Below are 26,000 nucleotides of genomic sequence, written 5' to 3'. Positions count from 1 at the left end.
GTCGCGACGGGGCCGGGCGGACCGTCCCTGTCACTTGACCGGGTTGCGATAGATCATGCGCCGGACGGACCCGGTCTTGGACCGCATCAGGATGGTCTCGGTCTGAAGATAGCCCGGTTCGCGCTTGACGCCCGCCACGATCGAGCCGTTGGTGACGCCGGTCGCGGCAAAGATCACATCCGCCGTCACCAGGTCGTCGCGCGCATAGATGCGGTCAAGATCAGTAATTCCTGCGGACTTGGCGCGCCCCTTTTCGTCATCGTTGCGAAACAGCAGGCGGCCCCACATCTGTCCGCCCATGCATTTCAGCGCGCTGGCCGCCAGCACCCCTTCGGGCGCGCCACCCGATCCCATATACATGTCGATGCCGGTCAGTTCCGCCTCGGCGGTGTGGATCACGCCGGCCACGTCGCCATCGGTGATCAGGCGGATCGCGGCGCCGGTCTGGCGCACCTCGTCGATCATGTCTTCGTGGCGGGGGCGTTCCAGGATGCAGACGGTGATGTCGCTGTCCTGACAGCCGCGGGCACGGGCCAGGGCGCGGACACGTTCAGCGGGCGACATTTCCAGGCTGACGACATCGACGGGATAGCCCGGCCCGATGGCCAGCTTGTCCATATAGACGTCGGGCGCGTGCAGCAGGGTGTTGCGCGGCGCCATGGCGATCACGGTCAGCGCGTTCGGCATGTCCTTGGCCGTCAGCGTCGTGCCCTCCAGCGGATCAAGGGCGATGTCGACCTCGGGGCCGTTGCCGTTGCCGACCTCTTCGCCGATATACAGCATCGGCGCCTCGTCGCGCTCGCCCTCGCCGATGACGACGACGCCCTTGATGTCCAGCATGTTCAGCTGATCGCGCATCGCGTTCACCGCCGCCTGATCGGCGGCCTTTTCGTCGCCGCGGCCGATCAGCCGGGCCGAGGCATGGGCCGCCGCCTCGCTGACACGGGCCAGTCCCAAGGACAGCATGCGATCGTTGAAATCCCTGGGCAGGGTCATGGCCTCATCCCTCGTTGTCATTCGTGTTGGCCGGCTTCTACGCGCCGCCCCGGCAGGCGGCAAGCCTGACGGCGCTAACGGCTCAGCTGTCGGACAGTTCCAGCGCAAGCGCGTGGATGCGCGGAACGATGTCGCCCAGGGTGTTGTGGATCAGCCGGTGGCGCTGCACCCGGCCGATCCCGGCAAAGGCGGGGCTGGCCATGCGGATGCGGAAATGGCTTTGCCCGCCCTCGCGATACCCGGCGTGGCCGCGATGCGCCTCGCTTTCGTCGATCACCTCAAGCCGCGTGGGCGACAGCGTCGCCAGCCGGTCCTGTATCTCGTCCGCGATCATCCCCATATCCTTCCGTCAAGACCTTTCATGTGCCGTCAAATAGCCTAAACTGCCGCCTCCGAGTCGCAAAGGTGCCCCAGCATGAGCAGTAACGACCCGTTCGGTTTCGACATTTCCGCCGCCAAGGACAAGAAGCGGCGCAACAAGGGCCGCCGCGGCATGTCCGGCGCGTTCGAAACCTCGACCCGCATCTGCGAGCGCGAGGGGTGCAACGAACCCGGGCAGTATCGGGCGCCCAAGAACCCGCGCAATCTGGACGATTATTTCTGGTTCTGCAAAGACCATGTGCGCGAATACAACGCCAACTGGAACTATTTTCAGGGCCAGTCGGAAGAGGAGTTCCAGAAATTTCTGGACAACGCCACCGTCTGGGAACGCCCGACCAAGCCGTTCGGTCGCGCCGCGCAGGAACAGGCATGGGCGCGCCACGGCGTCAGCGACCCGCACGAGATCCTGGGCGCGAACGGCACCTCGTCCGAGGCGCGCGCCCGCGTCGCCCGCAAGCTGCCGCCGACCGAACGCAAGGCGCTGGAGATCCTTGAGGCGCGCGACAGCTGGACCCGGACCGAAATCCGCAAGCAATACAAATCTCTGGTCAAGGATCTGCATCCCGACATGAATGGCGGCGACCGGTCGGACGAGGATCGGCTGGCCGAGGTCGTCTGGGCGTGGGACCAGGTCAAGGACAGCCGGCATTTCCGCGACTGAGGCCACGACCGAGGCAAGGGGGCCTCGCCGGCCCCCTCTTGGCCTGCGGCCAATTCACCCCCGCAGGTATTTGCAAAGAGGGCGAGGGGCGGGGCCGGTGCCCGTCCCCGACCTGTCGCGCAGATCGGGCGGTCAGGGGCGCGGCGGTCTGTCTTTGGTGCGCAGGCGGGGCAGGAGGGCGGCGGCGATCAGCGCCAGCAGCGCAAGAATGACGACCGGGGCGGGGCCTGCGCGCGACCAGACGGTCTCGGGCAGCGCGCCCGGCAGTTTCGCGTCGATATGGCCGATCCCGCCCAGGGCCAGCCGGTCCCGGACCCGGCCGCGCGCGTCGATCACCGCGCTGACCCCGGTATTGGCGGCGCGAATCAGCGGCAGCCCGGTTTCGATGCTGCGCAGCCGGGCCTGGGCCAGATGCTGATAGGGGCCGGAAAGCCGACCGAACCAGCCATCGTTGGTGGCTTGCAGGAGCCAGCCGGGCCGCGCGTCGAGCCCGCGCAGATGCTGGGGAAAGATCGCCTCGTAACAGATCAGCGGCTGGAAATCGGGCAGGCCAGGCGCCGACATCACCGCCGGCCCCGGCCCTGCGGAGTAGCCGTGACCGTAGCGGGCGGCGAAGGCGGTGATGCCCATATTGGCCAGCGCATCGCCCCAAGCCATGTATTCGCCGAACGGCACAAGGTGGAACTTGTCATAGGTGGACAGGATCCGGCCCTCGGGCGACAGCAGGGTCAGGCTGTTGTAAAAGCGGCTGTCCTGTCGCCGCTGGATGCCAAGGACCAGCGGCGCACCCGCGGCCTGAGCCATCGCCGGCAGCACCTCGTCCGCGTCGTTCAGCAGGAAGTTGACCGCCGTTTCGGGCCAGATCACCAGATCGCGCCGGCCGGGTTCGGCCGACAGGTCCAGCAGGCGGCGAAAGAACACCGCCGACCATTCGGGGTCCCATTTCAGGTGCTGTTCGGCATCGGGCTGGACGATGCGCACAACCGCGTCCCGGTCGGCCGGCAGCGGTTGGGCCAGTCGCGCCAGACCGGCCGCCCACAGCCCGCCCGTCAGCACGATGGCCAGGATCGCGCCCGGCAGAAAGCCGAAGATCGTTCGTTCCGACGGACGCCACAGCAGCGCCGGCAATGATGCGAGGGTCAGCGTCAGCAGGCTGAGACCGACCGCGCCGATCCAGGCCGCCGCCTGCGCGACCGGCGTGTCGATCCAGACATGGCCGATCCGCGCCCAGGGCAGGCCGGTGAAGATCCAGCCGCGCAGCCAGTCGGACAGGATCAGCGCCGCAGCCATGGCGATGATGCGGCTGCGCCAGCCCGGCGCCACCCGCGCCGCCAGCCACACCGGGATCGCCCAGAACAGCGCGCCGCCAAGCGCCATCAGGATCAGCGCGAAGGGCGCCATCCAGCCATAGATGTCGGGTTGGACCAGAAACGGCTCGACGATCCAGGACATCGCGAGAACGAACCAGCCCAGCCCCGCCGCCAGCCCGTGCCAGAACACGGCGGCGGGCCGGGCGCGCGCCAGCCGCCACAGGATCGCGGCGAGGGCGACGACGGTTGCGCCCCACACGCCGGCAGGCGCAAGGCCAAGCGCCGCGATCAGCCCCAGCCCCAGATCGGGCGCAAGCCGGATCAGCGGCGGGCGTCGCGGGTGCAGGTGCGGCGGGCTCAGTCGGTCCTGCATCGGCCGGATCAGGCGCCGGCGTCGGCGTTGTCCTGAGAGTTGCCGTTCGCCTGGTGGTCGTTCCCGTCCGAGGCGTCGGAGTCTGTCTTCTTGCGCCGCGTCCGCCGTGGCTTGGGCGCATCCTCCGAGGCTTCGGCCTCGGGCGCGTCCTCGACCTTCTTGCGGCGGGTGCGTTTGGGTTTCGGCGTCTCTTCGGCGGTGTCAGGCGCGGCTTCGTCGGTCTTGGCCTTGCGCGCGCGCGTCTTGCGCGGCTTGGGCTGAGCGTCCGGTTCAGCGCCGGGCTCGGCCTGTGCCTCGGGCGTTTCCGCCTTCTTGCGCCGGGTGCGCTTAGGTTTCGCCGGTGCCGCCTCGGCCTCGGCCGCATCTTCGGTCTGGGACGTGTCGGTCCGGTCGGCTTCTTTTGCCTCGGTCGCCGGTTCGCGCGTATCGGCCGCATCCTCGGCCTGACGGGCGGGCTTGCGGCCGCGCGCGGGCTTGGGCTGCGCGGGTTTTTCGGCTGCCTGATTGTCGGGTGCATCCGGCGCGTCGGAATCGGACGTCTCGGCGCTTTCGACGGCCGGGCGCAGGCTGACCAGCATGAATTCGGGCACGTGATCGCCCATGCCCGTGACCGCCGGGCCGCGATGATCGTCGCGCCCGCGTCCGCGACCGCGCTGACGGTCGTCGCGCCGCGTGTCCTGCCGCTCGGTCCGGTCCTGCCGCTCGTTGCGGTCCTGCCGCTCGTTCCGCTCCTGGCGCGGCGTCGCTTCGGCGGCGGGCGCGGGCGACTTGTCCTCAGGCGTTTCGGCGGCTTTCTGATCGTCCGGCTTGCGGTCGTCGTCGCGGCGGCCGCGGCGGCGCTTGTCGCGGCCGTTCCGGCGATCGTCGCGGTCGCGGTTGCGGTCGCCATGAGACGCCGGGCTGCCGCTGTCGGACAGCGAAAATCCCTCGGGCGCGTCGGCGCGGGGCAGGCTTTGCTTCAACAGGTTCTCGATCGCGGCCAGGTATTTGTCGTCCGAGGGCGTGGCGATGCTGATCGCGGTGCCCTGCCGGCCCGCGCGTCCGGTGCGGCCGATGCGGTGGACGTAATCCTCGGCATGGCTGGGCAGGTCGAAATTGAAGACATGGCTGACGGCGGGAATGTCCAGCCCGCGCGCGGCGACGTCCGAGGCGATCAGCAGCTTCAGGCTGCCGTCGCGGAAACTGTCCAGCGTCCGGGTGCGGTGGCTTTGATCCAGATCGCCGTGGATGGGTGCCGCGTCATAGCCGTGCTTGGCCAGCGACTTGGCGACGATGTCCACATCGGTCTTGCGGTTGCTGAAGATGATCGCGTTCTTCAGCTTGTCGCCCTCGGCGTCGATCAGCGCGCGCAGCAATTCGCGCTTCTGCTTGGCGGTCTGGTCGCGGCGCGTCGGCGTGATCTCGATCAGCTTCTGGGTGATCGTCTCGCTGGCGGTGGCCTGCCGCGCGACCTCGATCCGTTCGGGCGTGTGCAGAAAGGTGTTCGTGATCCGCTCGATCTCGGGGGCCATGGTGGCGCTGAAGAACAGGGTCTGGCGGGTGAAGGGCGTCAGCTGGAAGATACGTTCGATGTCGGGGATGAAGCCCATGTCCAGCATCCGGTCGGCCTCGTCCACGACCATGATCTGCACGCCCGTCAGCAGCAGCTTGCCGCGTTCGAAATGATCCAGCAGCCGGCCGGGCGTCGCGATCAGCACGTCCACGCCGCGGTCGATCAGCTTGTCCTGTTCGCCAAAGCTGACGCCGCCGATCAGCAGCGCCTTGGTCAGCTTGGTGTGCTTGGCGTAGATGTCGAAATTCTCGGCCACCTGCGCGGCCAGTTCGCGGGTCGGACACAGCACAAGCGACCGGGGCATGCGCGCGCGCGCGCGGCCGCGGCCCAGCAACGTGATCATCGGCAGGGTGAAGCTGGCGGTCTTGCCGGTGCCGGTCTGGGCGATCCCCAGAACGTCGCGGCCTTCCAGCGCGGGCGGAATCGCCCCGGCCTGAATCGGCGTCGGCGTTTCATAGCCTGCCTCGGCGATGGCCTTCAGCACCTTCGGGTCAAGCTTGAGATCGGAGAATTTTGTCATGCGGGGCTTTCCAAGATGTCGCGCGCTGTTGCACGATGCGTTCCATGCCGCGCGCCCGGAATGGCGCCCATGCGGCCCAGATGGGACGCAAATCCGCACGCCCCTTCGGTCAGCCCGCCGGATGCGGGCCACGTTTCGCCTAGACCAAAGCGCAAGAAACGTCAATCTGTCAGGACATCACCCTGACAAAGTGACAGGTTTCGGGAACCGCGCAGGCCCCGACAGGTTCTGGCAGGACAAGGGACAGGATCAGGCATGGCATTGGAACTGACGGGCGGGCTTGGCCCGATACAGGCATTCGCGGTCGTGGGCGCCGCCGGGGTGGGCGCGCAGTGGCTGGCGTGGCGGTTCCGGCTGCCGGCCATCGTGCTGATGCTGGCGGCCGGGCTGTTCCTGGGACCCGTGACGGGGATCTTCGTTCCGGCCCGCGATATCGGCGACATCGTTCCGCCGATGATCTCGCTGGCGGTGGCGGTGATCCTGTTCGAGGGCGGGCTGACGCTCAGCTTCAAGAAGCTGGCCGATGCGCGGCCGGCGGTGCGGCGGCTGGTCTATATCGGCGCGCCTCTGGGCTGGGCGCTGTCGTCGCTGACACTTGTGCTGGTGGCGGGGCTGGGCTGGCAGGCGGCGATCGTTCTGGGCGGCATCATGATCGTGACCGGCCCGACCGTGATCGCGCCGCTGCTGCGGCAGGCCAAGCTGACCTCTCGTCCCGCGCAGACGCTGCAATGGGAGGGGATCGTCAACGACCCCATCGGCGCGCTGGTCGCCGTCGTCGCGCTGGAGATCGTGCTGGTGCGCAACACCGGCGCGACCTGGGACGAGGCGTTGGCGCAGCTGATCCTGGGCACCGGCTTTGCCGCGGCGATCGGCGTGGTCGCGGGCTATCTGCTGGTGCAGGCGTTCCGGCGGGGCTGGGTGCCCGAATACATGAAGGTGCCGCTGCTGTTCGTCGCCGTGCTGGGGGTGTTCGCGGGCGCCGATAGCCTGCTGCATGAAAGCGGGCTTCTGGCGGTCACGGTGATGGGTCTGGTGATCGCGAATGCCGATCTGCCCAGCTATCAGGAACTGCACCGGTTCAAGGAACATGCGACGATCCTTCTGGTGTCGGGCGTGTTCATCCTGCTGGCGGCGGGGATCGAGTTCGACACGCTGGCGCAGCTGAACTGGCTGCGCGCCGGGCTGTTCGTCGCCGCCGTGGTGCTGGTCGCGCGGCCCCTGACGGTGATGATCTCGCTGATCGGGACCAACCTGCCGATGAAGGAACGCTGGCTGATCGCGCTGACCGGCCCGCGGGGGGTGGTGCTGGTCGCCGTGTCGGGCATCTTTGCCGACCGGCTTGTGGCCGAGGGCATCGAAGGCGGCGCGCAGATCGCGCCGCTGGCTTTCGTGCTGGTGCTGGCGACGGTGGTTCTGCACGGCTTCACCCTTGCGCCGCTGGCACGCCGGCTTGGCCTGACCTCGGGCGAAAAGCCCGGCCTGCTGATCGTCGGCGGCTCGCTGTTCGCCACCAGCCTGTCGAAGGCGCTGGAAAAGGCCGATGTGAACGTGCTGATCACCGACACCAACCGCGACCATCTGCGCACCGCGCGGGCGGCGGGCGTCCAGACCTTCTATGGCGACATTCTGGGCGAGGCGGCGGAATACAACGTCGAATTCATCGCCTATGGCGCGATCCTGGCGGCGTCGGACAACGATGCCTACAACACCCTGGTCGCCACCGATCTGGCGCCCGAATTCGGACGCGAGAAGATCTGGCAACTGGCGCGCCACAAGGAAGACCGCGCCCGCCACGCCCTGCCCACACAACTGGGTGGCCAGACCATCGACGGCAACCGGACGCTGGCGCAGTATCTGGAACTGCTGGCCGAGGGCTGGATCATGCGCACCACCCGCCTGACCGAGGAATACGGGCTGGAAGACTGGCGCGCCGCGCGCGAGGGGGCGATCGCGCTGGCCGTCGTGCAGAACGGAGAGATGTGGTTCGTCAGCGACGATGACGATCTGGTGGACAAGCCGGATGTGCGGATCGTGTCGATGCTGCCGCCCGAGGTCGCGCAAGAGATCGAACGCGAGAACGAGGCGCAGACCAAGCCGCAGGAAAAGGCCAAGCAGGTCGCCCGCGCCGAGGCCGAGGCGGTCAAGCGCGGCGAGGGCAATGGCAGCGTCGCGGGCGGCGAGGCACGCGACCAGGCCGACGAGCTGCGCGAAGAGCTGAAGGACGACCCCGAACTGGTCGAGACCGAGGGCGATGCCAGCGACGGCAAGACGCCCGATGAAGGCGCGCCCCAGCCCGACCCCGACGCCGACCTGCCGGATGAGGACGAACCGGCCCCCGACAAGGACAACGACAAGGACAAGGGCCGCAAGTCCGACTGACCCGGCCATCTTGCGCGCGCCCGCCCTGGCTTGCCGGGCCGGGCACGGGTCGCGGCTGCCGTCGCTGTTGACCTTCCCCGGTCGCAGGCGTTAACCCGCGCAGGTCAGTCAGGAAGCCGAACATGAACCTTTTCACCGATCTTCGCGGCGTCGTCTTGGATGCGCTGGACCAGATGACGCAGGCGGGCGAACTGCCGGCCGGTCTGGATTACGCCAATGTCGCGGTCGAGCCGCCGCGCGATCCGGCGCATGGCGATCTGGCGACCAATGCCGCCATGGTGCTGGCAAAGCCCGCCGCGATGAAGCCGCGCGAGCTTGCCGAGAAGCTGGCCGCGCGCCTGACCGATCCGCGCATCGAAAAAGCCGAGATTGCCGGACCGGGCTTTCTGAACCTGCGCCTGTCGCCCTCGGTCTGGCAGGACATCGTCGCCACCGCGATCCGGGCGGGCAACGATTTCGGCCGCTCGACCTTTGGTCAGGGCGAAAGGGTCAATGTCGAATTCGTCAGCGCCAACCCCACTGGCCCGATGCATGTGGGCCATGTGCGCGGGGCGGTGTTCGGCGATGCGCTGGCCAATCTGCTGGCATTCTCCGGCCATGACGTGACGCGCGAATACTATATCAACGATGGCGGTGCGCAGGTCGATGTTCTGGCGCGCTCGGCCTATGAACGCTATCGCGAGGCCAACGGGCTGGCGCCCGAGATCCGCGAGGGGTTGTATCCCGGCGATTACCTGATCCCGGTCGGCGAGGCGCTGCGCGAGAAATACGGCGGCAGCCTGCTGGACCGGCCCGAATCCGACTGGCTTGACGAGATCCGCGATTTCGCGACCGAGGCGATGATGCAGGTGATCCGCGCCGATCTGGCCGCGCTTGGCGTCCGCATGGATGTGTATTCCAGCGAGAAGGCGCTTTACGGCACCGGCAGGATCGAGGCCGCGATCGCACGGCTGGACAGTCTTGGCCTGATCTATCGCGGTGTGCTGGAACCGCCCAAGGGAAAGCTGCCCGAGGATTGGGAGGCGCGCGAACAATTGCTGTTCAGATCGTCGGCGCATGGCGACGACGTGGACCGTCCGATCCAGAAATCCGACGGCGCATGGACCTATTTCGCGCCCGACATCGCCTATCACTGGGACAAGATCGACCGCGGCTTCGACCAGTTGATCGACGTGTTCGGCGCCGATCACGGCGGCTATGTCAAGCGGATGAAGGCGGCGGTCCGGGCGCTGTCGGACGGGCGTGTGCCGCTGGACATCAAGCTGGTCCAGCTGGTCAGGCTGTATCGCAACGGCGAGCCGTTCAAGATGTCGAAGCGCGCCGGCACCTTCGTCACCCTGCGCGACGTCGTGCAAGAGGCGGGCGCCGACGTCACCCGCTTCATCATGCTGACGCGCAAGAACGACGCGGCGCTGGATTTCGATTTCGCGCGCGTGCTGGAACAATCCCGCGACAACCCGGTCTGGTATGTCCAGTATGCCAGCGCGCGGGTCCATTCGGTCCTGCGCCGCGCCGCCGAGGCCGGAATCGACGTGTCGGACGACGCGCTTCTGTCGGCCGATCTGACCGCGATTTCGCATCAGGCCGAGCTTGACCTGGCCCGGAAAGTTGCCGAATGGCCACGCCTTGTGGAAATCGCCGCCCGCGCGCACGAGCCGCACCGGGTCGCGTTTTTCCTCTATGACATCGCCTCTGACCTGCATTCGTTGTGGAACCGGGGCAATGACGATCCGTCGCTGCGCTTTCTTCAGGATGGCAGCGCCGCCACCAGCCAGGCAAAAATCGCGCTGGTCCGGGCCGTCGGCGTTGTCATTTCATCGGGCCTCGCTATCCTTGGCGTGACTCCGGTCGAGGAAATGCGCTGATTCAAGGCGCCCCGCCGGACGAAAACGAGCAGTCAACGGTAACACCGGGTCAACCGGGCAGTCAGGCAGGCAGGCTATGGCAGTGATGGATTTCCGCGAAGGCGGCTATGTGTTCTCGCGTCACAAGGTGCGGCGCGAATTTTCCTATGAACAGGGTGGCTGGGACGACCAGGGCCAACCGCAGGACGACCGGCGCTTTGCGGCCGACCCCGACGGGGCCGAAGGGTTCACGGCCCGAATCGCGCGGCTGACGCATTATCTGGGCGCGCTGGCCTCGGTCGGGCTGATGGTCGGGCTGATGGCGTGGGGCTGGCAACTGGTGTCGCGCGACGTCTCGGGCGTGCCGGTCATCAAGGCCATCGCCGGCGAGGCGCGCACCACCCCCGACGATCCGGGCGGCGAACTGACCAGCTATACCGGCTATGCCGTCAACGACGTGGCCGAAGGCGCGCAGCCCGCCCCGACCGACCGGGTCGCCATCGCCCCCTCGACCACCGAGCTGAGCGATGAGGATCTGGCGATGGGCCAGTTCGGCGCCACCGCGCGCGAGCCGGAAAACCCGTCCGAGGTGCCGCTCAGCTTCGATGGCGAGCCGATCACCCCGCTGTCCGACAGCGAGGCGCGCGCGCTGGCCGAAGCCGAGGCCGCAGCCGAGGCGGAACGTCTGGCGCTGGCCGACCACAGCGTCGAACAGGCCGCCATCATCGACGCGCCGGCGGCCGAAGGCCCCGTGAACGAGGTCGTCACCGACGAAAACGGCGCACCGGCCCAGCCCGACGCAATCACCGCCGCGCTGATCCAGGCGCAGGCCGCAGCCAATCCCGGCATCCTGACTGCATCGCCGCGCCCCGCGCCGCGCCCGCGCACCGCCCGCGTGGCCGCCGCATCGCCTGCGGCCAGCGTCGCCCGCCCGGCCGCTGCGGCAGATTCCGCGCCGCCGCCGCCTTCACCCGAACCCGCTTCGGCCCCCGCCCCGGCGGCCGCCTCTGCCGGCGGTCCGCTGGTCCAGATCGGCGCCTTCGACAGCAACGCCATCGCGTCGGGCGAATGGAACCGGCTGACGGGCAAGTTCGGCTCGCTGTTCTCGGGCAAGGGGCAGGTGATCCAGCAGCACAGCGCCAACGGCCGCACCTTCTGGCGTCTGCGCGTCGCGGGCTTTGGCGATATCGGCGAGGCACGGCAGTTCTGCGCCGCGCTGAAATCCGGCGGCACGGACTGTCTCGCGCTGGCGCCGTAATGGCGCCGAACGCGACGATCCTGGGCGGGATCGCCGGCACCGCACTGACCGCGGCCGAGCGGGATTTCTTCCGCGCGGCCGACCCTTGGGGTTTTATCCTGTTCGGTCGCAACATCGACCGCCCCGACCAGCTGCGCCGCCTGACCGGCGATCTGCGCGACGCGGTCGGCCGCGATGCCCTCATCACCGTCGATCAGGAAGGCGGCCGGGTTCAGCGCCTGCGCGCGCCGCACTGGGCGGAATGGCCCGCCCCGCTGGACCAGGCGCGGGCAGGGGTGCGGGCGATGTGGCTGCGCCATTACCTGATCGGGCGCGAACTGCACGATGTCGGCATCGATTCGGACTGCGCGCCCACGCTGGACGTGGCGCAGCCCGACACCCATCCTTTTCTGCGCAATCGCTGCCTGGGCACCGATCCGGGAACGGTGGCGGAACTGGGCCGCGCCGCCGCCGACGGGCTGCTGGCCTCGGGCGTGCTGCCGGTGATGAAACATCTGCCCGGCCACGGCCGCGCCATCGCCGACAGCCACCACGACCTGCCGACCGTCACCGCCGGCCTCGACGATCTCGACGCGCTGGATTTCGCCCCGTTCCGCGCGCTGAAAGACCTGCCGATGGGCATGACCGCCCATATCCGCTTTCCGGCGCTGGACTATGCGCCGGCGACCGCCTCGGGCACGGTGATCGCGCTGATCCGCGACCGGATCGGCTTTGACGGGCTTTTGATGACCGACGACATCACCATGAACGCGCTGTCGGGGACCGAGGCCGAACGCGCCACCGCCGCCATCGCCGCCGGCTGCGATCTGGTCCTGCACTGCAACGGCACGATCGCCAGCATGCAGCCGGTGGTCGAGGCCGCAGGCCCCCTTGGCCCGAACGCGCAACGCCGCGCCGATGCCGCGCTGGCGCAGCGCCGTCCGCCGCAGGATCACGACCGCCGCGCGTTGATGGCGGAATGGCGCGACCTGGTGGCCTAGACCGCCGCACCCCTCGCCCTCTTTCCAAATACCTCGCGGGGGGTCCGGGGGGCGCGAAGCCCCCCGGCGGTCGCGGGACGCACGGAACGGCCCGCTTGACTCGCACCGGCCGAAGACGGACTCTGGCCGCCGACAGCGACGGAGACCCCTTGGCCAGACACCCGACAGACGTGCCCTATCTGCGCCCCGTGCCGGACGAACCGGCCCGCGATGTCGATGCGGGTTCGGTCGCGGCCAGACGGGCGGAAGAGGCGTTGATCGTCGATGTCGACGGGTTCGAGGGGCCGCTGGATCTGCTGCTGACGCTGGCCCGCAGCCAGAAGGTGGACCTGATGCGGATCTCGGTCCTGCATCTGGCCGAACAATATCTGCTCTTCGTCGAACAGGCGCGCAAGCTGCGGATCGAACTGGCCGCCGATTACCTGGTCATGGCCGCGTGGCTGGCATTCCTGAAATCGCGTCTGCTGCTGCCGCCCGATCCCGAAGCCGATGGCCCCTCGGCCGAGGATATGGCCGCACATCTGGCGTTCCAGCTTGAACGCCTGGACGCGATGCGGCAGGTGGCGGCGCGGCTGATGGGGCGCGACCGGCTGGGGATCAGCCGGTTTCCGCGCGGCGCACCCGAGGCCATCGCCCGCAGGCGGCGGACCGAATGGCAGGCCGGGCTGATCGACCTGATGCGCGCCTATGCGCGGATGAAGACGCGCGACGAATTCCGCCCCTATGCCTTCGACCGGCAGGACGTGTTCAGCATGGAACAGGCGCTGGACCGGATGCGGCGGATGATCGGGTTCGCGGGCGACTGGACCGATCTGTCGGACTTCCTGCCCGACGGGTGGCAGGCTCACGGTGCGCGCCGCCGCTCGGCCACCGCCGCGACCTTTGCCGCCTCGCTTGAACTGGCGCGGCAGGGGCGGTTGCAGATCCGCCAGTCCGACACATTCGCGCCGATCAGCTTTCGCCGCACACCGACAGCCGAGACCTGACGTGACCGATCCGACCCCGCCCGACCGATCCGACCCGTCCAATCCGCACGAGGCGGCCGCGCCGCATTTTCCGCCGCCGCCGATGGATCAGCAGGAACGGATGGTCGAGGCGATCCTGTTCGCCTCGGCCCAGCCCGTTTCGGTGCGCGACCTGGCCGCGCGCCTGCCCGCCGGCTGCGATCCGGCCGAGGCGCTGGCGGGGCTGCGGCGGCGCTATGACGGGCGCGGCGTGACGATCGAGCGGTTGGGCGACGGCTATGCCTTTCGCACCGCCGCCGATCTGTCCTTCCTGATGCAGACCGAAACGGTGGAACAGCGCCGCCTGTCGCGCGCGGCGGTCGAGACGCTGGCGATCGTCGCCTATCACCAGCCCGTCACCCGCGCCGAGATCGAGGAGATTCGTGGCGTTGCCGTCAGCCGCGGCACGCTGGATCAGCTGATCGAGATGGAATGGGTCCGCATGGGGCGCAGGCGGATGACGCCGGGGCGCCCCGCGACCTTTGTCGTGACCGAAGGCTTTTTGGACCATTTCGGCTTGGAATCGGCGCGCGATCTGCCCGGCCTGTCCGAACTGCGCGCAGCCGGCTTGCTGGAATCGCGCCCGCCCGATGCCGGCATGGCGGTTCCCACCATTGCACGCGACGAGGACGACGACCTTGACGACGGCACGCCCGCCGACGATCTTTTCGACGACGCATAGGAGAGACGGATGAACCAGATCATCGCCATGCTGACCCGCATGCTGACCAGCCGCGCCATGAACTGGGGCATCCGCAAGGGAATGAGCCGGATGGGCAAGCCCGGCGGCGCGACTCCGGCCACATCGGCAAAACAGGCACGAATGGCGCGCGAGACGACGAAACGCGCGCGGCAGGCCGCACGCCTGACGCGGCGGATCGGACGCTGAACCTGCTCGCCAAGCGGGGCGCGACCGGCTAGATCTGCGCGATGGATGCGGATCGGTTCGAAATCTTCATGGTGGCGACACCGGGGCTTGAAGCCCCGCTGGCGGACGAGATGCGCGAACTTGGCTGGTCGCCCGACATCCAGCCCGGCGGCCTGACGATCCGCGGCGGCTGGACCGATGTGTGGCGCGCCAATCTGATGCTGCGCGGGGCGACGCGGGTGCTGGCGCGCGTGGGCAGCTTTCGCGCCCTGCATCTGGCGCAGCTGGACAAGCGCGCGCGCAAGTTTCCGTGGTCCGACGTGCTGCGGCAGGATCAGCCGGTCAAGGTCGAAGCCGTCTGCAAGGCCAGCCGCATCTATCACGCCGGCGCCGCCGCGCAGCGGATCGAGCGGGCAATCCGCGAGGAACTGGGCGCGCCGGTCAGTGCCGATGCCGGGATCGTCGTGAAGCTGCGGATCGAGGACGATCTGGCGACGATCAGCCTGGATACGACCGGCCCCTCGCTGCACAAGCGCGGCCACAAGCCGGCCGTCGCCAAGGCCCCGATGCGCGAGACGATGGCCGCGATGTTCCTGCGCCAGATGGGTTTCGACGGCAGCCAGACGGTGCTGGACCCGATGTGCGGATCGGGCACATTCGTGATCGAGGCCGCCGAGATCGCCGCCGGGCTTGCGCCGGGCCGCAGCCGCAGCTTCGCCTTTGAAAACCTTGCCGGTTTCGATGCCGCGGCTTGGCAGCGCATGCGCGACTCGGTGGTGCCGCGCCAGCCCGGGCTGCGGTTTTTCGGCAGCGACCGCGATGCCGGCGCAATCCGGATGAGCAGCCGGAACGCGGAAACCGCCGGCGTCGAGAACCTGACCCGGTTCGAATGCCGCGCCATCGGCGATCTGGCGCGTCCCGATGCGGCACCGGGCATCGTGATTGTCAATCCCCCCTATGGCGCGCGGATCGGGAACAAGGGGCCGCTGTTCGGACTGCACGCCGCGATGGGCGAGGTGTTTCGCAGCCGGTTCCAAGGCTGGCGCGTGGGCATCGTGACCAGCGAGGCGGGACTGGCGAAGGCAACCGGTCTGCCGTGGCAGGCTCCGGGCCCGATCGTCGCGCATGGCGGGTTGAAGGTCCGGCTGTGGCAGACCGCACCGTTATAGCGACGCGCAACGGCCACGCGCGTTGCGCAGTCGGGTCTGGACCCTATCGGAACTGCTTGGCCAGTTTCAGCCCCTGTCCCTGATAATTCGACCTGATGCCCGCGCCATACAGCCTGTCCGGGCGCGCGGCCATGCGCTCATAGACCAGCCGGCCCACCACCTGCCCGTGTTCCAGCACGAAGGGCGCTTCGTGGCAGCGCACCTCAAGCACGCCGCGGGCGCCGGAACCGGCGGTGCCGATGCCGAAACCTGGATCGAAGAACCCGGCGTAATGGACGCGAAATTCGCCCACCATCGCCAGATAGGGCGCCATCTCGGCCGCGTAATTGGGCGGGATCGCCACCGATTCGCGGCTGACGAGGATATAGAACGCGCCGGGATCAAGGATCAGGCGGCCTTCGGTCGTGCGCAACTCGTCCCAGAACTCGGTCGCGGGATAGGCGCCGATCCGGTCCAGGTCGATCACCCCGCTGTGCGGACGGGCGCGATAGCCGACCAGATCGCCGGTCCGGGGGCGCAGATCGACGGAAAAGCCAAGCCCGTTGTCGATCAGCGCGGGACCGCCGACCAGAGATTCGCGGTCGTTCAGATCGCGCAGCTCGGCATCGTTCAGCACCGCCTGGCCGCGCCGCAGCCGCAACTGGTTCAGGCGCATGCCGGGGCGGACCAGCACGGAAAAGCTGCGCGGACAGATCTCAGCGTAAAGCGGACCGTCATAGGCTTCGGGCAGGCGGTCGAACTCGGTGCCGTCATCGGTGACCAGCCGCGTCAGCAGGTCCAGCCGTCCGGTCGAGGATTTGGCGTTGGCCACGGCGGTCAATCCCGCGGGCAGGGTCAGCCGTTCCATCAGCGGCACCAGATAGACGCAGCCGCGTTCCAGCACCGCGCCGCCGTCAAGATCCATCTGATGCATGCGCAGTTCGGCAAGCCGGTCGGCGATGCGATGCCCGCGCCCGGCCAGAAAGCTGGCCCGCAACCGATAGGCGGTGGCCCCCAGACGCAGATCGAGGCTGGCGGGCTGGATCTGTTCCGGCAGGATCGGGGGATCGGCGGCAATCGCGCCGCGGTCGATCAGCGCGCGGATTTCGCTGTCAGGCAGGACGCCGTTCATCGCTTACCCCTTGTTGCGTCCGTGCGCGGTCCGGATATGGAAACGCCCACCCCGCAGGCGGGATGGGCGTTTTCGGAATGGTCGGGCCGGCGAGATTCGAACTCGCGGCCTTCCGCCCCCCAGACGGACGCGCTAACCAGGCTGCGCCACGGCCCGACGCCGGCCATATAGAGCGAAGCGGCCCCGCTGCACAAGGGCCGCAAGGCGGAAATCTGCATCGTTCCGGCGGTTCTAGTAAAGTCCCGCAATGGCGTCGCACAGCGCGGTCATGTGCGGACGCGCCCGGCCAAGCGCCGGATGGCCGCCGGGCGTCTGGCGCAGCCGCGCCGACAGATAGGTCAGCCGCGTCAGCCACGCCGCGTCGGGCGATGTCCGGTCCAGATCGGGGAACAGCGGCAGACTGCCATCGTCCGATTGGCCGTGACGGCGGCGGCGATGACGCGATCGGGGGCTGTGGTCGGCCATGTCGTCCTGTTCCTCATCATCGAAATCCGGCGGCGGGTCGGCGGCACTGGCGGGCAGCGGCGCAGGCCCGTTCGCGTGGCCGCGCGCGGGTGCGGGCACCGGCGCGGCGGTATCGGCGTCGGGCGCCGTGTCAGCCGCGTCCGGGGGCAGGGCGGCGCTGTCCGGCTGCGGCTTGCCGATCAGCCCGTCGATGCGGGCGGCGCCGCGGGCGCGGATCGTCTCGCCCCGGTCGCGCGCCAGCAGCTTCTTCGCGCCGCGGATGGTCAGGCCATCGTCGCGCAGCACCTCGCACAGGCCGGCGGCCAGCCGCACGTCATCGGGCCGGTAATAACGGCGCCCGTCGGGGCGTTTCATCGGTCGAAGTTGCGGAAACTGCGTTTCCCAATAGCGCAGGACATGGGGCGCGACGCCGATCAGCTTGGCAACCTCACCGATCGAGCGGAATGCATCTGCGCCCTTCTTCATGGTGGAAAAACCGCCCTATCGCTTGTTGCCCGCCGCGACCCGTTCCTTCATCAGATGCGAGGGGCGGAAGGACAGCACCCGGCGGGGCGTGATCGGCACCTCTTCCCCGGTCTTGGGGTTGCGGCCGATGCGTTCGTTCTTGTCGCGGACGCTGAACGTGCCGAAGGACGAGATCTTGACCTGCTCGCCCCGGACAAGCGCGTCCGAGACATGGTCCAGCACGCTTTCGACCAGCTGCGCGGATTCATGGCGCGACAGTCCGACGTCACGGAACACGGCTTCGGCCAGGTCCATCCGGGTCAGAGTTTTTTCGCCCATGATCATTCCTCTTGCTGACAGCAGGATGTGACGGAATCCCTGACCTGTCAACGAGAAGGGCGGGGAAATCGTTCCCCGCCCGTGGCTTGTGCCGGAAGTTGCGCAGTTTACTGCGCGCACTCCTGGATCTTGGCCAGGTCCGGCCCGTCAGGCGTCCGCCCCAGGTTGAACGGCGCCGAGGCGTCGCGCCACTGGGCATAGTCCTGAAGATAGCCGATCTGGCTGGCATAGACCTTGGCCGACAGCGGGTTTTCGCAGGCCACCTCTTCGATGGTTTCGTTGGCCATGGTCTGGATCTGGGCCAGCGTGTCGTCGTCCAGACGCGTGATCTCGGTCCCGGCTTCCTTGAACTTGCCGAAGGCCTCGGTGGCGCGCTTTTCGGTAAAGGCAAGGCTCCACAGCATGGTCGCATCGGCGGCGGTCTTCAGCCGCGACTGCGTCTCCTCATCCAGCGCGTCCCACGCGGCCTTGTTGATCATCACCCCAAAGACCGACGACGACTGGTGCCAGCCCGGCGTGGACCAGTATTTGGTCACCTGCTGGAAGCCGCCCGAGAAATCCACGTTCGGCGTCGAGAACTCGGCCCCGTCGATCACGCCGCGTTCCAGCGACTGATAGATTTCGCCGCCGGCCATGCTGACCTGGTTGCCGCCCAGCTTTTCCAGCAGCTTGCCCTGTTCCAGACCCGACAGGCGCAGGCGCAGCCCCTTGAGGTCGTCGATCGTCTCGATCGGCTTGTCGACGGTGCGGAAACCCGATTCGTTGTTGGTCACGCCATAGGGCAGATAGACCATGCCGAACTTGCCATAGACCTCGTTATACAGGTCCGCGCCGCCCCATTCCTGGATCCAGTTCACATAGTCCACGGCGTTGAACAGGCTGGCCGTGGTCGACAGCGGCGAGAATGCCGAATCGCGGCCCGCCCAGTAACCCGGCCAGTCGGCCCCGGCCTGGATCGTGCCCGATTCGACGGCGCCGAACACCTCGCCCGCTGGCACAAGGCTGCCGCCGTCGTAGAACTCGATGGTCAGCTTGTCGTCGTCGACCAGATCGTTGGCCAGTTCGACCCAGTGCCTGTCGATCTCGATCAGTTCAAGGCTGGAAGGCCAGGTCGTCGTCATGGTCCAGGTGTCGGCCATGGCCGGCGCGGCGGTGGTCAGCGCCACAATGGCGGTCGTCATCAGGTGTTTCATCAACTCTACCTCCTCGTTGACAGTAAAATTCGCGCGAAAGGGTCAGCCGCCATACAACGCCGTCGGCAGCCAGGTGACCAGTGCGGGAAAGACGATGATCATCACGCACATGACGATGATCAGCGCAATGAACGGAATCACGCCGCGGATGATGTCGGTCGTCGTCACCTCGGGCGGGGAAATCGCCCGCATATAGAACAGCGCGTATCCGAAGGGCGGCGACAGGAAACTGGTCTGCAACACCACGGCCATCAGCACGACGAACCACAAAGGGTCGATTCCCATCTCGGCGACCAGCGGCAAGAAGATCGGGAATGACAGCAGCACGATCCCGGTCCAGTCCAGGAACATCCCCAGGATGAACACCACCAGCAGCATCACCGCGACCAGCGTATAGGGATCGTCGGCCAGACCGCGGATCAGGTCCTGACTGGCGCGCAGCCCGCCGGTGATATTGAAGACGCCGGTAAAGGCGGTCGCGCCGACCACGATGAACAGGATCATCGCCGAGGTCCGCCCGGTTTCCAGCAGCGCCGAATAGAAGGTGCTCCATTCGAACCGGCCGCGCATGATCACGATCAGCAGGGCCAGAACCGCGCCGATGGCGCTGGCCTCGGTCGCGGTCGCGACGCCGGCCAGCAGAGAGCCCAGGATGCCCAGGATCAGGATCAGCGGCGGCACCGCCTCGACGATCAGCATCCGCCACATCGCGCCGCGGCTGATCTGTTCCTCGTCCGCGACGGGCGGCGCCCATTCGGGCTTCAGCCAGGCGATGAAGGCCACATAGACCGCATACATGACGCCCAGGACCACGCCCGGCAGCATCGCCCCGGCGAACAGCTGCCCGACCGACAGTCCCGGCGCATAGGACGCCATCAGGATCAGCATGATCGAAGGCGGGATCAGGATGCCCAGGCAGCCCGAGGCCGCGATCAGCCCGGTCGCCAGCTTCCTGTCATAGCCGTATTGCAGCATCGGCCGCAGCGCCATCATGCCCATCACCGTGATCGAGGCGCCGATGATGCCGGTGGTCGCGGCCAGCAGGATCGAGATGAACACGACCGCCAGCCCCAGCCCGCCGGTGACGCTGGCCATCAGGTGGCGCAACGCCTCGAACATGCGGTCGGTGACGCCGCTGTCGGACAGGAAGCGCGCCATCAGCACGAACAGCGGAATGGCGATCAGCACGTAATTGTCCAGCACGTCGCCGAAGATGCGGTTGATGACGATGCCCAGCACCATCGGCTTGCCGGCGATCACCGCGCCCAGAACGGCGGTGCCGCCCAGCACGAAGGCCAGCGGATGCCCCATGAACAGGCCCAGCAACAGCAGGCCCGACATGATCAGGGCAATCGATTCACCGGACATCCAGCGGCTCCATCGGTTCGAGGTGATCGGCCTTGTCCAGGACCAGCTTCAGGATCTCGCTGACCCCCTGGATCAGCAGCAGCACGGCAGCCACGAACATCGCCATCTTCAGCGGATAGACCGGCAACTGCACCGCGCCATAGGTCACCTCGCCCTGGTTGTACGAGGTGATGGCGAAATCCCAACTGCGCCGGGCAAAGACCCAGGCAAAGGGAAAGAAGAAGATCACATAGCCCGCCACCTCGGTCCAGCGGCGAGCGGTGTGGCCCAGACGCTCGGTCACCAGATCGACGCGGACATGGGCCTGATGGCGCAGCGCGTAACCGCCCAGCATGATGAAGTAAAATCCGTAAAGCTGCTTGGTCAGGTCAAAGGCCCATCTGGTGGGTTCGCCCAGGAAGTACCGCATGAAGACGTCATAGATGATGATGCCGGCAAAGACGATCGCAACGTTCGACACGATCCGGCCGACAACCTCGTTGACGCCGTCGATAAGGCGGATGATCGGCAAGTTCGAAACCCTCCCACGGGACAGCGGCGCAGTTTGCTGCACCTGCATTCGGGCGGCAGTCTTTCCAACCGGCGACGGGCTGTCAACCGAAAGCCCATCAACCTTTCGCATTTGAAACATGACGCAACGGCACCTATCTTGACGGTTGCACAAGGAGAAGGGCATGGCCGGCGGATGGGCCCGCGACGACGCGGTGAACGAACAGATCGAGATCAGCACGGCAGAGGCCATCGCCCGCGCGCGCCAGCGTGCGGCGCGCACAGCCGCGATTCCGTCGGCCGAGTTCTGCGCCGAATGCGACGACCCCATCCCGCAGGCGCGCCGGGACGCGATTCCGGGCGTGCAGCTGTGCGTCGATTGCCAGTCGGGGCGCGACAAGGCGCGCGCGCCGGTCGGCGGCATCAACCGCCGCGCCAGCAAGGATTCGCAGCTGAAATAGCCGCCCGTCGCGCCTTCCGTGCGAATTTCTTCTTTGTGAAAATACCCTGGGGGACGCCCGAAGGGCGGGGGGCAGCGCCCCCTTTTGCGCCCTACCAGCGCAGGACCACCGCGCCCCAGCTTAGCCCGCCGCCGATGGCCTCGGTCAGGATCACGTCGCCGCGCGCGAAGCGGCCCGCCCTATCCGCCACCGACAACGCCAGCGGGATCGACGCGGCCGAGGTATTGCCGTGATCGGCCACGGTCAGCACGACCTTCTCGATCGGCAGGCCCATCCGCTGCGCGGTGGCGGTGATGATGCGCATGTTGGCCTGATGCGGCACCAGCCAGTCGACCTGATCCGCATCCAGCCCGGCCTTGTCCAGCGCCGCGTGGGCGGTCCGGGCCAGCTTGTCCACCGCGTGGCGGAACACCAGATTGCCCTGCATCCGCAGCCGGCCCGCCGTGCCCGTGGTCGACACGCCGCCATCCACATGCAGCAACTCGCGATACTGTCCGTCGCTGTTCAGGTCGCTGGACAGGATGCCGCGGTCGTCCGCGCCGCCCCGACCCTCTTGCGCCTCCAGCACGACGGCGCCGGCGCCGTCTCCGAACAGCACGCAGGTGGCGCGGTCGGTCCAGTCCATGATGCGCGAAAACGTCTCGGCCCCGATGACCAGCACGCGGTCGGCCTGGCCGGCGCGGATCATCGCATCGGCATTGGCCAGCGCGAACACGAACCCCGCGCACACCGCCTGCATGTCGAAGGCAAAGCCGCGGCGCATCCCCAGCCCCGCCTGCACCATCGTGGCGACGGCGGGGAAGGTGTAATCGGGGGTCGAGGTCGCCACGACGATGCCGTCCAGATCGTCCGGTTGCAGCCCGGCCCGGTCCAGCGTCGCGCGGGCGGCGCGAATCGCCAGATCGCTGGTCGCCTGATCGTCGGCGGCGAAATGCCGCCGCTCGATCCCCGACCGCGACCGGATCCATTCGTCACTGGTGTCCAGCCTGTCCTCGAACCAGCTGTTCTCGACCACGCGTTCGGGCAGGTAATGGCCGGTGCCGACGATGACGGCGCGGCGGGTCACGACGCGGTCCCCGGCTGGGCCGCGGCCTCGGCGCTGGCCGAGGCGGCGGCACCTTGCGCCACGCGGGCGGCCAGCCGGTCCTGAAAGCCCGATTTCGCCAGCGTGAAGGCCAGCTTGATCGCGGCCGAGACGCCGGTCGCGTCGGCCGAGCCGTGCGATTTGATGACGGTGCCGTTCAGGCCCAGGAATATCCCGCCGTTCACGCGGCGCGGGTCGATGCGCTTCTGCAAACGCTTCAGCGATGTCATCGCCAGCAGGGCGGCAAATTTGGACATGATGGAATTGGCAAAGGCCGCTTTCATGAATTCGCCCACCAGCTTGGCTGTCCCTTCGCCGGTCTTCAAGGCCACGTTTCCGGTGAACCCGTCGGTGACGATCACATCCACGCGCGATGAGGGCAGATCGCCCCCCTCGACGAAGCCGACATAGTCGAAACCGCCCTCGGCCGCCGAGGCGGCGATCAGGTCGTGGGCCTGTTTCAGTTCGGGCCGGCCCTTGTGTTCCTCGGTTCCGACATTCAGCAGGCCGATCCGCGGTTGCGCCACGCCCAGCCCGTTGCGGGCATAGGACGAACCCATCAGCGCGTATTGCAGCAGATCGCGCGCATCCGCGCGGATATCGGCGCCCACGTCCAGCATGATGTTGAAGCCCTGCGCGTTCTTGGACGGCCACAGACAGGCGATGGCCGGGCGATCCACCCCCGGCAGCTTGCGCAGGCGCAGCATCGACAGCGCCATCAGCGCACCGGTATTGCCGCAGCTGACGGCCGAATCGGCCTCGCCCGACCGGACCGATTCGATGGTCGCCCACATCGAGGTGTCGGCGCCCTTGCGCACGATCTGGCTGGGCTTGTCCTCCATCGTCACGACGCCGGGGGCGTGACGGATGTCGCAACGGCCCGACAGGTCGCGGCGGCGGTCGATCAGGCGGCGCAGCTGCGCCTCGTCTCCGTGGACGACGAACCGGATCTCGGGGTTCTTGCGCGCGCTTTCGGCCATGCCGGCGACGACGACGGCGGGGCCGCGATCCCCGCCCATCGCGTCAACCGAAATCAGCACGCTGCCCCGGTCTTCGGGGGCGCGCGGCGGCGGGCTGGTCGAGGAAGCGTCGGTCATTTCCTGGCGGTGCCGGCCCGGGTCAGGCCGCGTCGTCGTCCAAGTCGATCTCGTTGGCCTGCGCGACCACTTCGCGGTCGGCGTAGTGGCCGCAGGAAGGGCAGACGTGATGCGGACGCTTCAGTTCGCCGCAGTTCGAGCATTCGTTGGGGTTCGCCGCAACCAGGGAATCATGCGCGCGGCGCATGTTGCGCTTGGAGCGGGTTACGCGGTTCTGAGGGACTGCCATGTCACAACCTCGGTCAGGGGGGTGCCGCGTCGCCGGGACGGCAGGGCACCCGTGTGTCTTGAATTCGCAAATGAACCGCGCAGATACGCGATGGCGACGTTGCCCGCAAGCCCCTGCTGCGCGGCGATTGGCCCAAAATGCGCGCAATCTCCGGCCTGTGCCAGCCTTGCATCGCACCGGGCGCGTGTCGGCGGCGCGCGGGGCGGCAGCGGTGTGGCAAGGCTGCAACGGCCGTGGCGCGGCGTCGCCCCGTCAGCCCCGGTCGGGATCGCCGCCGATCAGCTTGCCCAGCCCGGCAAAGGGACGGCGGGTGTCGGGCGCGTTGTCCTCGATCGCGCTGTCGCCCAGGGCGGCGCCCTCCGCGCGCGGATATTCGGGCAGCGCCAGCGCCAGTTCCTCGATCATCACCGCCGACAGGTCGATGAACCGGCCAAGCGGTTCCAGCGTCTCGTCGGGCATCTCGACCTCTTCGGCGTCGGGTTCGCGCAGATGCGGCGTATAGTGACGCACGACCTGTTCGCGCAGATCGGTGCGGACGGGTTTCAGCGTGACCACGCAGGGCTGCACGACCCGCGCGGCAAGCTGACCGGTCAGCGACCAGGCATCGTCGCGTTCGGCGCGGATCGTGCCCTGAAACGACAGGCGCGGCAGGTCGAGCAGGTCGAGTTCGGCGGCGATGGCCTGCCGCGTGTCCGCATCGGGTTCCAGCGCGAACGGGTTGTCCCCGCGCGGGTTCAGATGCGCCACGCGCAGGCGTTGCGGATGCGGGATCGGGGCGGTCATGGCGGTGCCTCCGGCAGGGTCGGGATGGGTCGGTCGTGCGGCGGGTCTGGCCAAACCCCGACCGCGGATGGATATTCTTGAGCGCAGGGACCGAGTTTGCTAAGCGGGTCGGGCCGCGTCAACCGCCCGAGCGAAGGAAGATCCTTATGGCTGCCCTCAGGAACCTGCTGATCCTGGCTTTCGTGGCCGTATTGGGCCTGTCGGCCTGTGCGCCGGTCTTTCGCAATCACGGCTATGTTCCGCCGGACGAGGATCTGGCGCAGATCGTCGTCGGCCAGACCACGATGGACGATCTGCAGGGGATGATCGGACGTCCCTCGGCGCAGGGTCTGCTGACCGGGTCGGGGTGGTATTATGTCGGGTCGCGCTGGCGGCATTATGGCGCCGCGCGCCCGCAAGAAGTCAGCCGCGAGGTCGTCGCGATCTCGTTCGCGCCCTCCGGCACGGTCAGCAATGTCGAACGCTTCGGGCTGGATCGCGGGCGGGTCGTGGTGCTGTCGCGGCGCGTGACCGAAGGCAGCGTCAGCGAGGTGTCCTTCATCGGGCAATTGCTGAGCAATCTGGGCAATTTCCAGGCCGGCGACTTCATCGACTGACGCCACGGCAAGCCCGTGCTGGCCGGCCCCTGTCGGCCGCCGGTCAGGCCGCCGCGACGATTCGCGCGCCCAGACGGTGCAGATCCTCGCGATAGCCGGTGCGCGCCGAGGGCTGGTCGGGGTCCGAGGTGATCGCGATGGCCATGGCGGCGGCGCGGCGGGTCGCGGGCAGCACATAGATCATCTGCCCGCCATAGCCCCAGCCATAGCGCAGATCGCGCCCCGCCATCCGGCCCAGAAACCAGCCATAGCCGTATCCCTGGCCGGTGAACATCGACGAGGCGCGCGGCTGCCAGCTTTCCGCGATCCAGTCTTGCGGCACGACCTGCCGCCCGCCGGCCCGTCCCCGGTTTGCATAGGTCGCGCCGAAGGCCAGCAGCGACCGCGTGCTCATCGCCATCTGGTTGCCGCCCAGATAGATGCCCTGCGGATCGCGTTCCCACCCGGTGATGCGGAAACCCGGGATCTCGCCCAGCCAGTCGCGCGCCAGATCCAGGGTCGAGCGTCCGGTGGTCCGGGTCAGGATGGCCGAGACCAGATGCGACGAGGCGGTGGAATACTGCATCCGCCCGCCCGGATCCTGCGTAAAGGGCGCGGCCAGCGCCGCGCGCACCCAGTTCGGGCTGCTGACCCATCGCCCGTAATTCGCCCCCGACTGGCGTTCCAGCCCGGCCCGCATCGACAGCAGATGCCCAAGCGTGATGCGCGACAGGCGCGGATCGGGATCGGCGGGCAGATCGGATGACAGCAGCGGCGCGATGGGCTGATTCGGGCCGGACAGGTGCCCCTTGTCGATGGCGATGCCGGCCAGCGCCGAGATGATGGATTTCGACGCCGACTTGATGTTCGTGGGGCTGTCCGGGCCGAACCCGTTATACCCGTGTGCGGCGATCTCCTGTCCGTCGCGCCAGACGGCGATGGCGCGCAGCCGGTCGGCCTCGTCCGGGCGGGACAGGACTTGCGACAGATCCGCCGCGCGAAGGATCTGCGGGGCGGTCAGCAGCGGCGCCAGCGCGGCGCAGCGGATCAGGGTGCGGCGTTGCATG

25 protein-coding genes, 1 tRNA gene and 1 pseudogene are annotated in these 26,000 nt (G+C 68.0%); 11 read left to right on the top strand and 16 right to left on the bottom strand.

What is annotated here, in order from left to right; genetic code table 11:
- Nucleotides 1–30 precede the first annotated feature (30 nt).
- Together glpX and JHW45_RS13845 are read right to left on the bottom strand one after the other, a co-directional pair.
- Complete coding sequence (gene glpX / locus JHW45_RS13850; RefSeq protein WP_272858184.1) at nucleotides 31–996, bottom strand: class II fructose-bisphosphatase; 966 nt, start codon at nucleotides 994–996, stop codon at nucleotides 31–33.
- 82 nt (nucleotides 997–1,078) lie between these two features.
- Nucleotides 1,079–1,330 carry a BolA family protein gene (locus tag JHW45_RS13845; protein WP_272858183.1) on the bottom strand — a complete coding sequence of 84 codons (252 nt, stop codon included), beginning with the start codon at nucleotides 1,328–1,330 and terminating at the stop codon, nucleotides 1,079–1,081.
- A gap of 81 nt (nucleotides 1,331–1,411) precedes the next feature.
- On the opposite strand from JHW45_RS13845, the gene JHW45_RS13840 reads away from it, so the two are divergent.
- Nucleotides 1,412–2,038: a J domain-containing protein gene (locus JHW45_RS13840; RefSeq protein ID WP_272858182.1), complete on the top strand. Its 627-nt coding sequence runs from the start codon at nucleotides 1,412–1,414 to the stop codon at nucleotides 2,036–2,038.
- Between the two features lie 132 nt (nucleotides 2,039–2,170).
- Here the strand turns inward: JHW45_RS13840 and lnt are convergent, their stop codons facing one another.
- Both lnt and JHW45_RS13830 read right to left on the bottom strand, forming a co-directional pair.
- Nucleotides 2,171–3,721 carry an apolipoprotein N-acyltransferase gene (gene lnt, locus JHW45_RS13835; protein WP_272858181.1) on the bottom strand — a complete coding sequence of 517 codons (1,551 nt, stop codon included), beginning with the start codon at nucleotides 3,719–3,721 and terminating at the stop codon, nucleotides 2,171–2,173.
- 518 nt (nucleotides 3,722–4,239) lie between these two features.
- Nucleotides 4,240–5,793, bottom strand: a pseudogene (locus JHW45_RS13830) (DEAD/DEAH box helicase); the annotation flags it as partial.
- A 255-nt stretch (nucleotides 5,794–6,048) separates the two neighbouring features.
- Here JHW45_RS13830 and JHW45_RS13825 point away from each other — a divergent pair.
- From JHW45_RS13825 to JHW45_RS13790, 8 genes are all read left to right on the top strand, one after another.
- Nucleotides 6,049–8,172 (top strand): cation:proton antiporter domain-containing protein, encoded by a 2,124-nt coding sequence (locus tag JHW45_RS13825; protein ID WP_272858180.1) that lies wholly within the window; start codon nucleotides 6,049–6,051, stop codon nucleotides 8,170–8,172.
- Between the two features lie 122 nt (nucleotides 8,173–8,294).
- Nucleotides 8,295–10,037 carry an arginine--tRNA ligase gene (argS, locus tag JHW45_RS13820; RefSeq protein ID WP_272858179.1) on the top strand — a complete coding sequence of 581 codons (1,743 nt, stop codon included), beginning with the start codon at nucleotides 8,295–8,297 and terminating at the stop codon, nucleotides 10,035–10,037.
- 76 nt (nucleotides 10,038–10,113) lie between these two features.
- On the top strand, nucleotides 10,114–11,274 hold the full coding sequence (locus tag JHW45_RS13815) for an SPOR domain-containing protein (RefSeq protein ID WP_272858178.1): 1,161 nt from the start codon (nucleotides 10,114–10,116) through the stop codon (nucleotides 11,272–11,274).
- Complete coding sequence (locus JHW45_RS13810) at nucleotides 11,274–12,254, top strand: glycoside hydrolase family 3 N-terminal domain-containing protein (RefSeq protein ID WP_272858177.1); 981 nt, start codon at nucleotides 11,274–11,276, stop codon at nucleotides 12,252–12,254. The genes JHW45_RS13815 and JHW45_RS13810 overlap by 1 nt, the downstream gene beginning before the upstream one ends.
- A gap of 149 nt (nucleotides 12,255–12,403) precedes the next feature.
- A complete protein-coding gene (locus tag JHW45_RS13805; RefSeq protein ID WP_419181806.1) occupies nucleotides 12,404–13,240 on the top strand; it encodes a segregation and condensation protein A in 837 nt (278 codons plus the stop codon).
- 82 nt (nucleotides 13,241–13,322) lie between these two features.
- Entirely contained in the window at nucleotides 13,323–13,940 is a 618-nt protein-coding gene (gene scpB / locus JHW45_RS13800; RefSeq protein ID WP_272860622.1) for an SMC-Scp complex subunit ScpB, read from the top strand.
- 9 nt (nucleotides 13,941–13,949) lie between these two features.
- Nucleotides 13,950–14,147, top strand: a complete 198-nt coding sequence (locus JHW45_RS13795) for a hypothetical protein (RefSeq protein WP_272858176.1) — start codon at nucleotides 13,950–13,952, stop codon at nucleotides 14,145–14,147.
- Nucleotides 14,148–14,188: 41 nt separating this feature from the next.
- Nucleotides 14,189–15,295: a THUMP domain-containing class I SAM-dependent RNA methyltransferase gene (locus JHW45_RS13790; protein WP_272858175.1), complete on the top strand. Its 1,107-nt coding sequence runs from the start codon at nucleotides 14,189–14,191 to the stop codon at nucleotides 15,293–15,295.
- A 43-nt stretch (nucleotides 15,296–15,338) separates the two neighbouring features.
- Here the strand turns inward: JHW45_RS13790 and JHW45_RS13785 are convergent, their stop codons facing one another.
- The 7 genes from JHW45_RS13785 to JHW45_RS13755 all read right to left on the bottom strand — a co-directional run bounded on the left by JHW45_RS13785 (nucleotide 15,339) and on the right by JHW45_RS13755 (nucleotide 20,726).
- The gene (locus JHW45_RS13785) at nucleotides 15,339–16,406 is read right to left on the bottom strand and encodes a 2'-deoxycytidine 5'-triphosphate deaminase (protein WP_272858174.1); all 1,068 of its coding nucleotides are present in this window, start codon (nucleotides 16,404–16,406) and stop codon (nucleotides 15,339–15,341) included.
- A gap of 78 nt (nucleotides 16,407–16,484) precedes the next feature.
- Nucleotides 16,485–16,562: transfer RNA gene (locus JHW45_RS13780), tRNA-Pro, on the bottom strand.
- Between the two features lie 75 nt (nucleotides 16,563–16,637).
- The gene (locus tag JHW45_RS13775; RefSeq protein WP_272858173.1) at nucleotides 16,638–17,336 is read right to left on the bottom strand and encodes a MerR family transcriptional regulator; all 699 of its coding nucleotides are present in this window, start codon (nucleotides 17,334–17,336) and stop codon (nucleotides 16,638–16,640) included.
- Between the two features lie 15 nt (nucleotides 17,337–17,351).
- A complete protein-coding gene (gene ihfA / locus JHW45_RS13770) occupies nucleotides 17,352–17,654 on the bottom strand; it encodes an integration host factor subunit alpha (protein ID WP_272858172.1) in 303 nt (100 codons plus the stop codon).
- A gap of 107 nt (nucleotides 17,655–17,761) precedes the next feature.
- Nucleotides 17,762–18,847: a TRAP transporter substrate-binding protein DctP gene (gene dctP, locus JHW45_RS13765; RefSeq protein WP_272858171.1), complete on the bottom strand. Its 1,086-nt coding sequence runs from the start codon at nucleotides 18,845–18,847 to the stop codon at nucleotides 17,762–17,764.
- A gap of 42 nt (nucleotides 18,848–18,889) precedes the next feature.
- Nucleotides 18,890–20,215 carry a TRAP transporter large permease gene (locus tag JHW45_RS13760; protein WP_272858170.1) on the bottom strand — a complete coding sequence of 442 codons (1,326 nt, stop codon included), beginning with the start codon at nucleotides 20,213–20,215 and terminating at the stop codon, nucleotides 18,890–18,892.
- Complete coding sequence (locus JHW45_RS13755) at nucleotides 20,205–20,726, bottom strand: TRAP transporter small permease subunit (RefSeq protein ID WP_272858169.1); 522 nt, start codon at nucleotides 20,724–20,726, stop codon at nucleotides 20,205–20,207. Before JHW45_RS13755 ends, JHW45_RS13760 begins: the two co-directional genes overlap by 11 nt.
- Before the next feature lie 163 nt (nucleotides 20,727–20,889).
- Between JHW45_RS13755 and JHW45_RS13750 the strand changes: the two genes are divergently transcribed.
- The gene (locus tag JHW45_RS13750) at nucleotides 20,890–21,165 is read left to right on the top strand and encodes a DksA/TraR family C4-type zinc finger protein (protein ID WP_272858168.1); all 276 of its coding nucleotides are present in this window, start codon (nucleotides 20,890–20,892) and stop codon (nucleotides 21,163–21,165) included.
- 91 nt (nucleotides 21,166–21,256) lie between these two features.
- On the opposite strand, the gene JHW45_RS13745 is transcribed toward JHW45_RS13750, so the two are convergent.
- The 4 genes from JHW45_RS13745 to JHW45_RS13730 form a co-directional block, all read right to left on the bottom strand.
- Complete coding sequence (locus JHW45_RS13745; protein ID WP_272858167.1) at nucleotides 21,257–22,231, bottom strand: beta-ketoacyl-ACP synthase III; 975 nt, start codon at nucleotides 22,229–22,231, stop codon at nucleotides 21,257–21,259.
- Nucleotides 22,228–23,346, bottom strand: coding sequence for a phosphate acyltransferase PlsX (gene plsX, locus JHW45_RS13740; protein WP_272858166.1), 1,119 nt, complete (start codon nucleotides 23,344–23,346; stop codon nucleotides 22,228–22,230). Before plsX ends, JHW45_RS13745 begins: the two co-directional genes overlap by 4 nt.
- A 22-nt stretch (nucleotides 23,347–23,368) precedes the next feature.
- Nucleotides 23,369–23,575, bottom strand: a complete 207-nt coding sequence (gene rpmF / locus JHW45_RS13735; protein WP_272858165.1) for a 50S ribosomal protein L32 — start codon at nucleotides 23,573–23,575, stop codon at nucleotides 23,369–23,371.
- A 252-nt stretch (nucleotides 23,576–23,827) separates the two neighbouring features.
- Nucleotides 23,828–24,358 (bottom strand): YceD family protein, encoded by a 531-nt coding sequence (locus tag JHW45_RS13730; RefSeq protein ID WP_272858164.1) that lies wholly within the window; start codon nucleotides 24,356–24,358, stop codon nucleotides 23,828–23,830.
- A gap of 146 nt (nucleotides 24,359–24,504) precedes the next feature.
- Between JHW45_RS13730 and JHW45_RS13725 the strand changes: the two genes are divergently transcribed.
- Nucleotides 24,505–24,954: an outer membrane protein assembly factor BamE gene (locus JHW45_RS13725; RefSeq protein ID WP_272858163.1), complete on the top strand. Its 450-nt coding sequence runs from the start codon at nucleotides 24,505–24,507 to the stop codon at nucleotides 24,952–24,954.
- 43 nt (nucleotides 24,955–24,997) lie between these two features.
- Here the strand turns inward: JHW45_RS13725 and JHW45_RS13720 are convergent, their stop codons facing one another.
- Nucleotides 24,998–25,999, bottom strand: coding sequence for a serine hydrolase domain-containing protein (locus tag JHW45_RS13720; RefSeq protein ID WP_272858162.1), 1,002 nt, complete (start codon nucleotides 25,997–25,999; stop codon nucleotides 24,998–25,000).
- Between the last annotated feature and the right edge of the window lies 1 nt (nucleotide 26,000).

Origin of the sequence: Paracoccus stylophorae (genome assembly GCF_028553765.1) — a bacterium.
Taxonomy (GTDB): domain Bacteria; phylum Pseudomonadota; class Alphaproteobacteria; order Rhodobacterales; family Rhodobacteraceae; genus Paracoccus; species Paracoccus stylophorae.
The sequence above is the reverse complement of the archived record's forward strand: the minus strand, read 5'-3'. Positions and strand labels throughout refer to the sequence as shown.

Excerpts from the sequence above, each read along its gene's own strand:
- glpX (WP_272858184.1), bottom strand. The coding sequence starts at position 996 with ATGACCCTGCCCAGGGATTTCAACGATCGCATGCTGTCCTTGGGACTG.
- JHW45_RS13845 (WP_272858183.1), bottom strand. The coding sequence starts at position 1,330 with ATGATCGCGGACGAGATACAGGACCGGCTGGCGACGCTGTCGCCCACG.
- JHW45_RS13840 (WP_272858182.1), top strand. The coding sequence starts at position 1,412 with ATGAGCAGTAACGACCCGTTCGGTTTCGACATTTCCGCCGCCAAGGAC.
- lnt (WP_272858181.1), bottom strand. The coding sequence starts at position 3,721 with ATGCAGGACCGACTGAGCCCGCCGCACCTGCACCCGCGACGCCCGCCG.
- JHW45_RS13825 (WP_272858180.1), top strand. The coding sequence starts at position 6,049 with ATGGCATTGGAACTGACGGGCGGGCTTGGCCCGATACAGGCATTCGCG.
- argS (WP_272858179.1), top strand. The coding sequence starts at position 8,295 with ATGAACCTTTTCACCGATCTTCGCGGCGTCGTCTTGGATGCGCTGGAC.
- JHW45_RS13815 (WP_272858178.1), top strand. The coding sequence starts at position 10,114 with ATGGCAGTGATGGATTTCCGCGAAGGCGGCTATGTGTTCTCGCGTCAC.
- JHW45_RS13810 (WP_272858177.1), top strand. The coding sequence starts at position 11,274 with ATGGCGCCGAACGCGACGATCCTGGGCGGGATCGCCGGCACCGCACTG.
- scpB (WP_272860622.1), top strand. The coding sequence starts at position 13,323 with ATGGATCAGCAGGAACGGATGGTCGAGGCGATCCTGTTCGCCTCGGCC.
- JHW45_RS13795 (WP_272858176.1), top strand. The coding sequence starts at position 13,950 with ATGAACCAGATCATCGCCATGCTGACCCGCATGCTGACCAGCCGCGCC.
- JHW45_RS13790 (WP_272858175.1), top strand. The coding sequence starts at position 14,189 with ATGGATGCGGATCGGTTCGAAATCTTCATGGTGGCGACACCGGGGCTT.
- JHW45_RS13785 (WP_272858174.1), bottom strand. The coding sequence starts at position 16,406 with ATGAACGGCGTCCTGCCTGACAGCGAAATCCGCGCGCTGATCGACCGC.
- JHW45_RS13775 (WP_272858173.1), bottom strand. The coding sequence starts at position 17,336 with ATGAAGAAGGGCGCAGATGCATTCCGCTCGATCGGTGAGGTTGCCAAG.
- ihfA (WP_272858172.1), bottom strand. The coding sequence starts at position 17,654 with ATGGGCGAAAAAACTCTGACCCGGATGGACCTGGCCGAAGCCGTGTTC.
- dctP (WP_272858171.1), bottom strand. The coding sequence starts at position 18,847 with ATGAAACACCTGATGACGACCGCCATTGTGGCGCTGACCACCGCCGCG.
- JHW45_RS13760 (WP_272858170.1), bottom strand. The coding sequence starts at position 20,215 with ATGTCCGGTGAATCGATTGCCCTGATCATGTCGGGCCTGCTGTTGCTG.
- JHW45_RS13750 (WP_272858168.1), top strand. The coding sequence starts at position 20,890 with ATGGCCGGCGGATGGGCCCGCGACGACGCGGTGAACGAACAGATCGAG.
- plsX (WP_272858166.1), bottom strand. The coding sequence starts at position 23,346 with ATGACCGACGCTTCCTCGACCAGCCCGCCGCCGCGCGCCCCCGAAGAC.
- rpmF (WP_272858165.1), bottom strand. The coding sequence starts at position 23,575 with ATGGCAGTCCCTCAGAACCGCGTAACCCGCTCCAAGCGCAACATGCGC.
- JHW45_RS13730 (WP_272858164.1), bottom strand. The coding sequence starts at position 24,358 with ATGACCGCCCCGATCCCGCATCCGCAACGCCTGCGCGTGGCGCATCTG.
- JHW45_RS13725 (WP_272858163.1), top strand. The coding sequence starts at position 24,505 with ATGGCTGCCCTCAGGAACCTGCTGATCCTGGCTTTCGTGGCCGTATTG.
- JHW45_RS13720 (WP_272858162.1), bottom strand. The coding sequence starts at position 25,999 with ATGCAACGCCGCACCCTGATCCGCTGCGCCGCGCTGGCGCCGCTGCTG.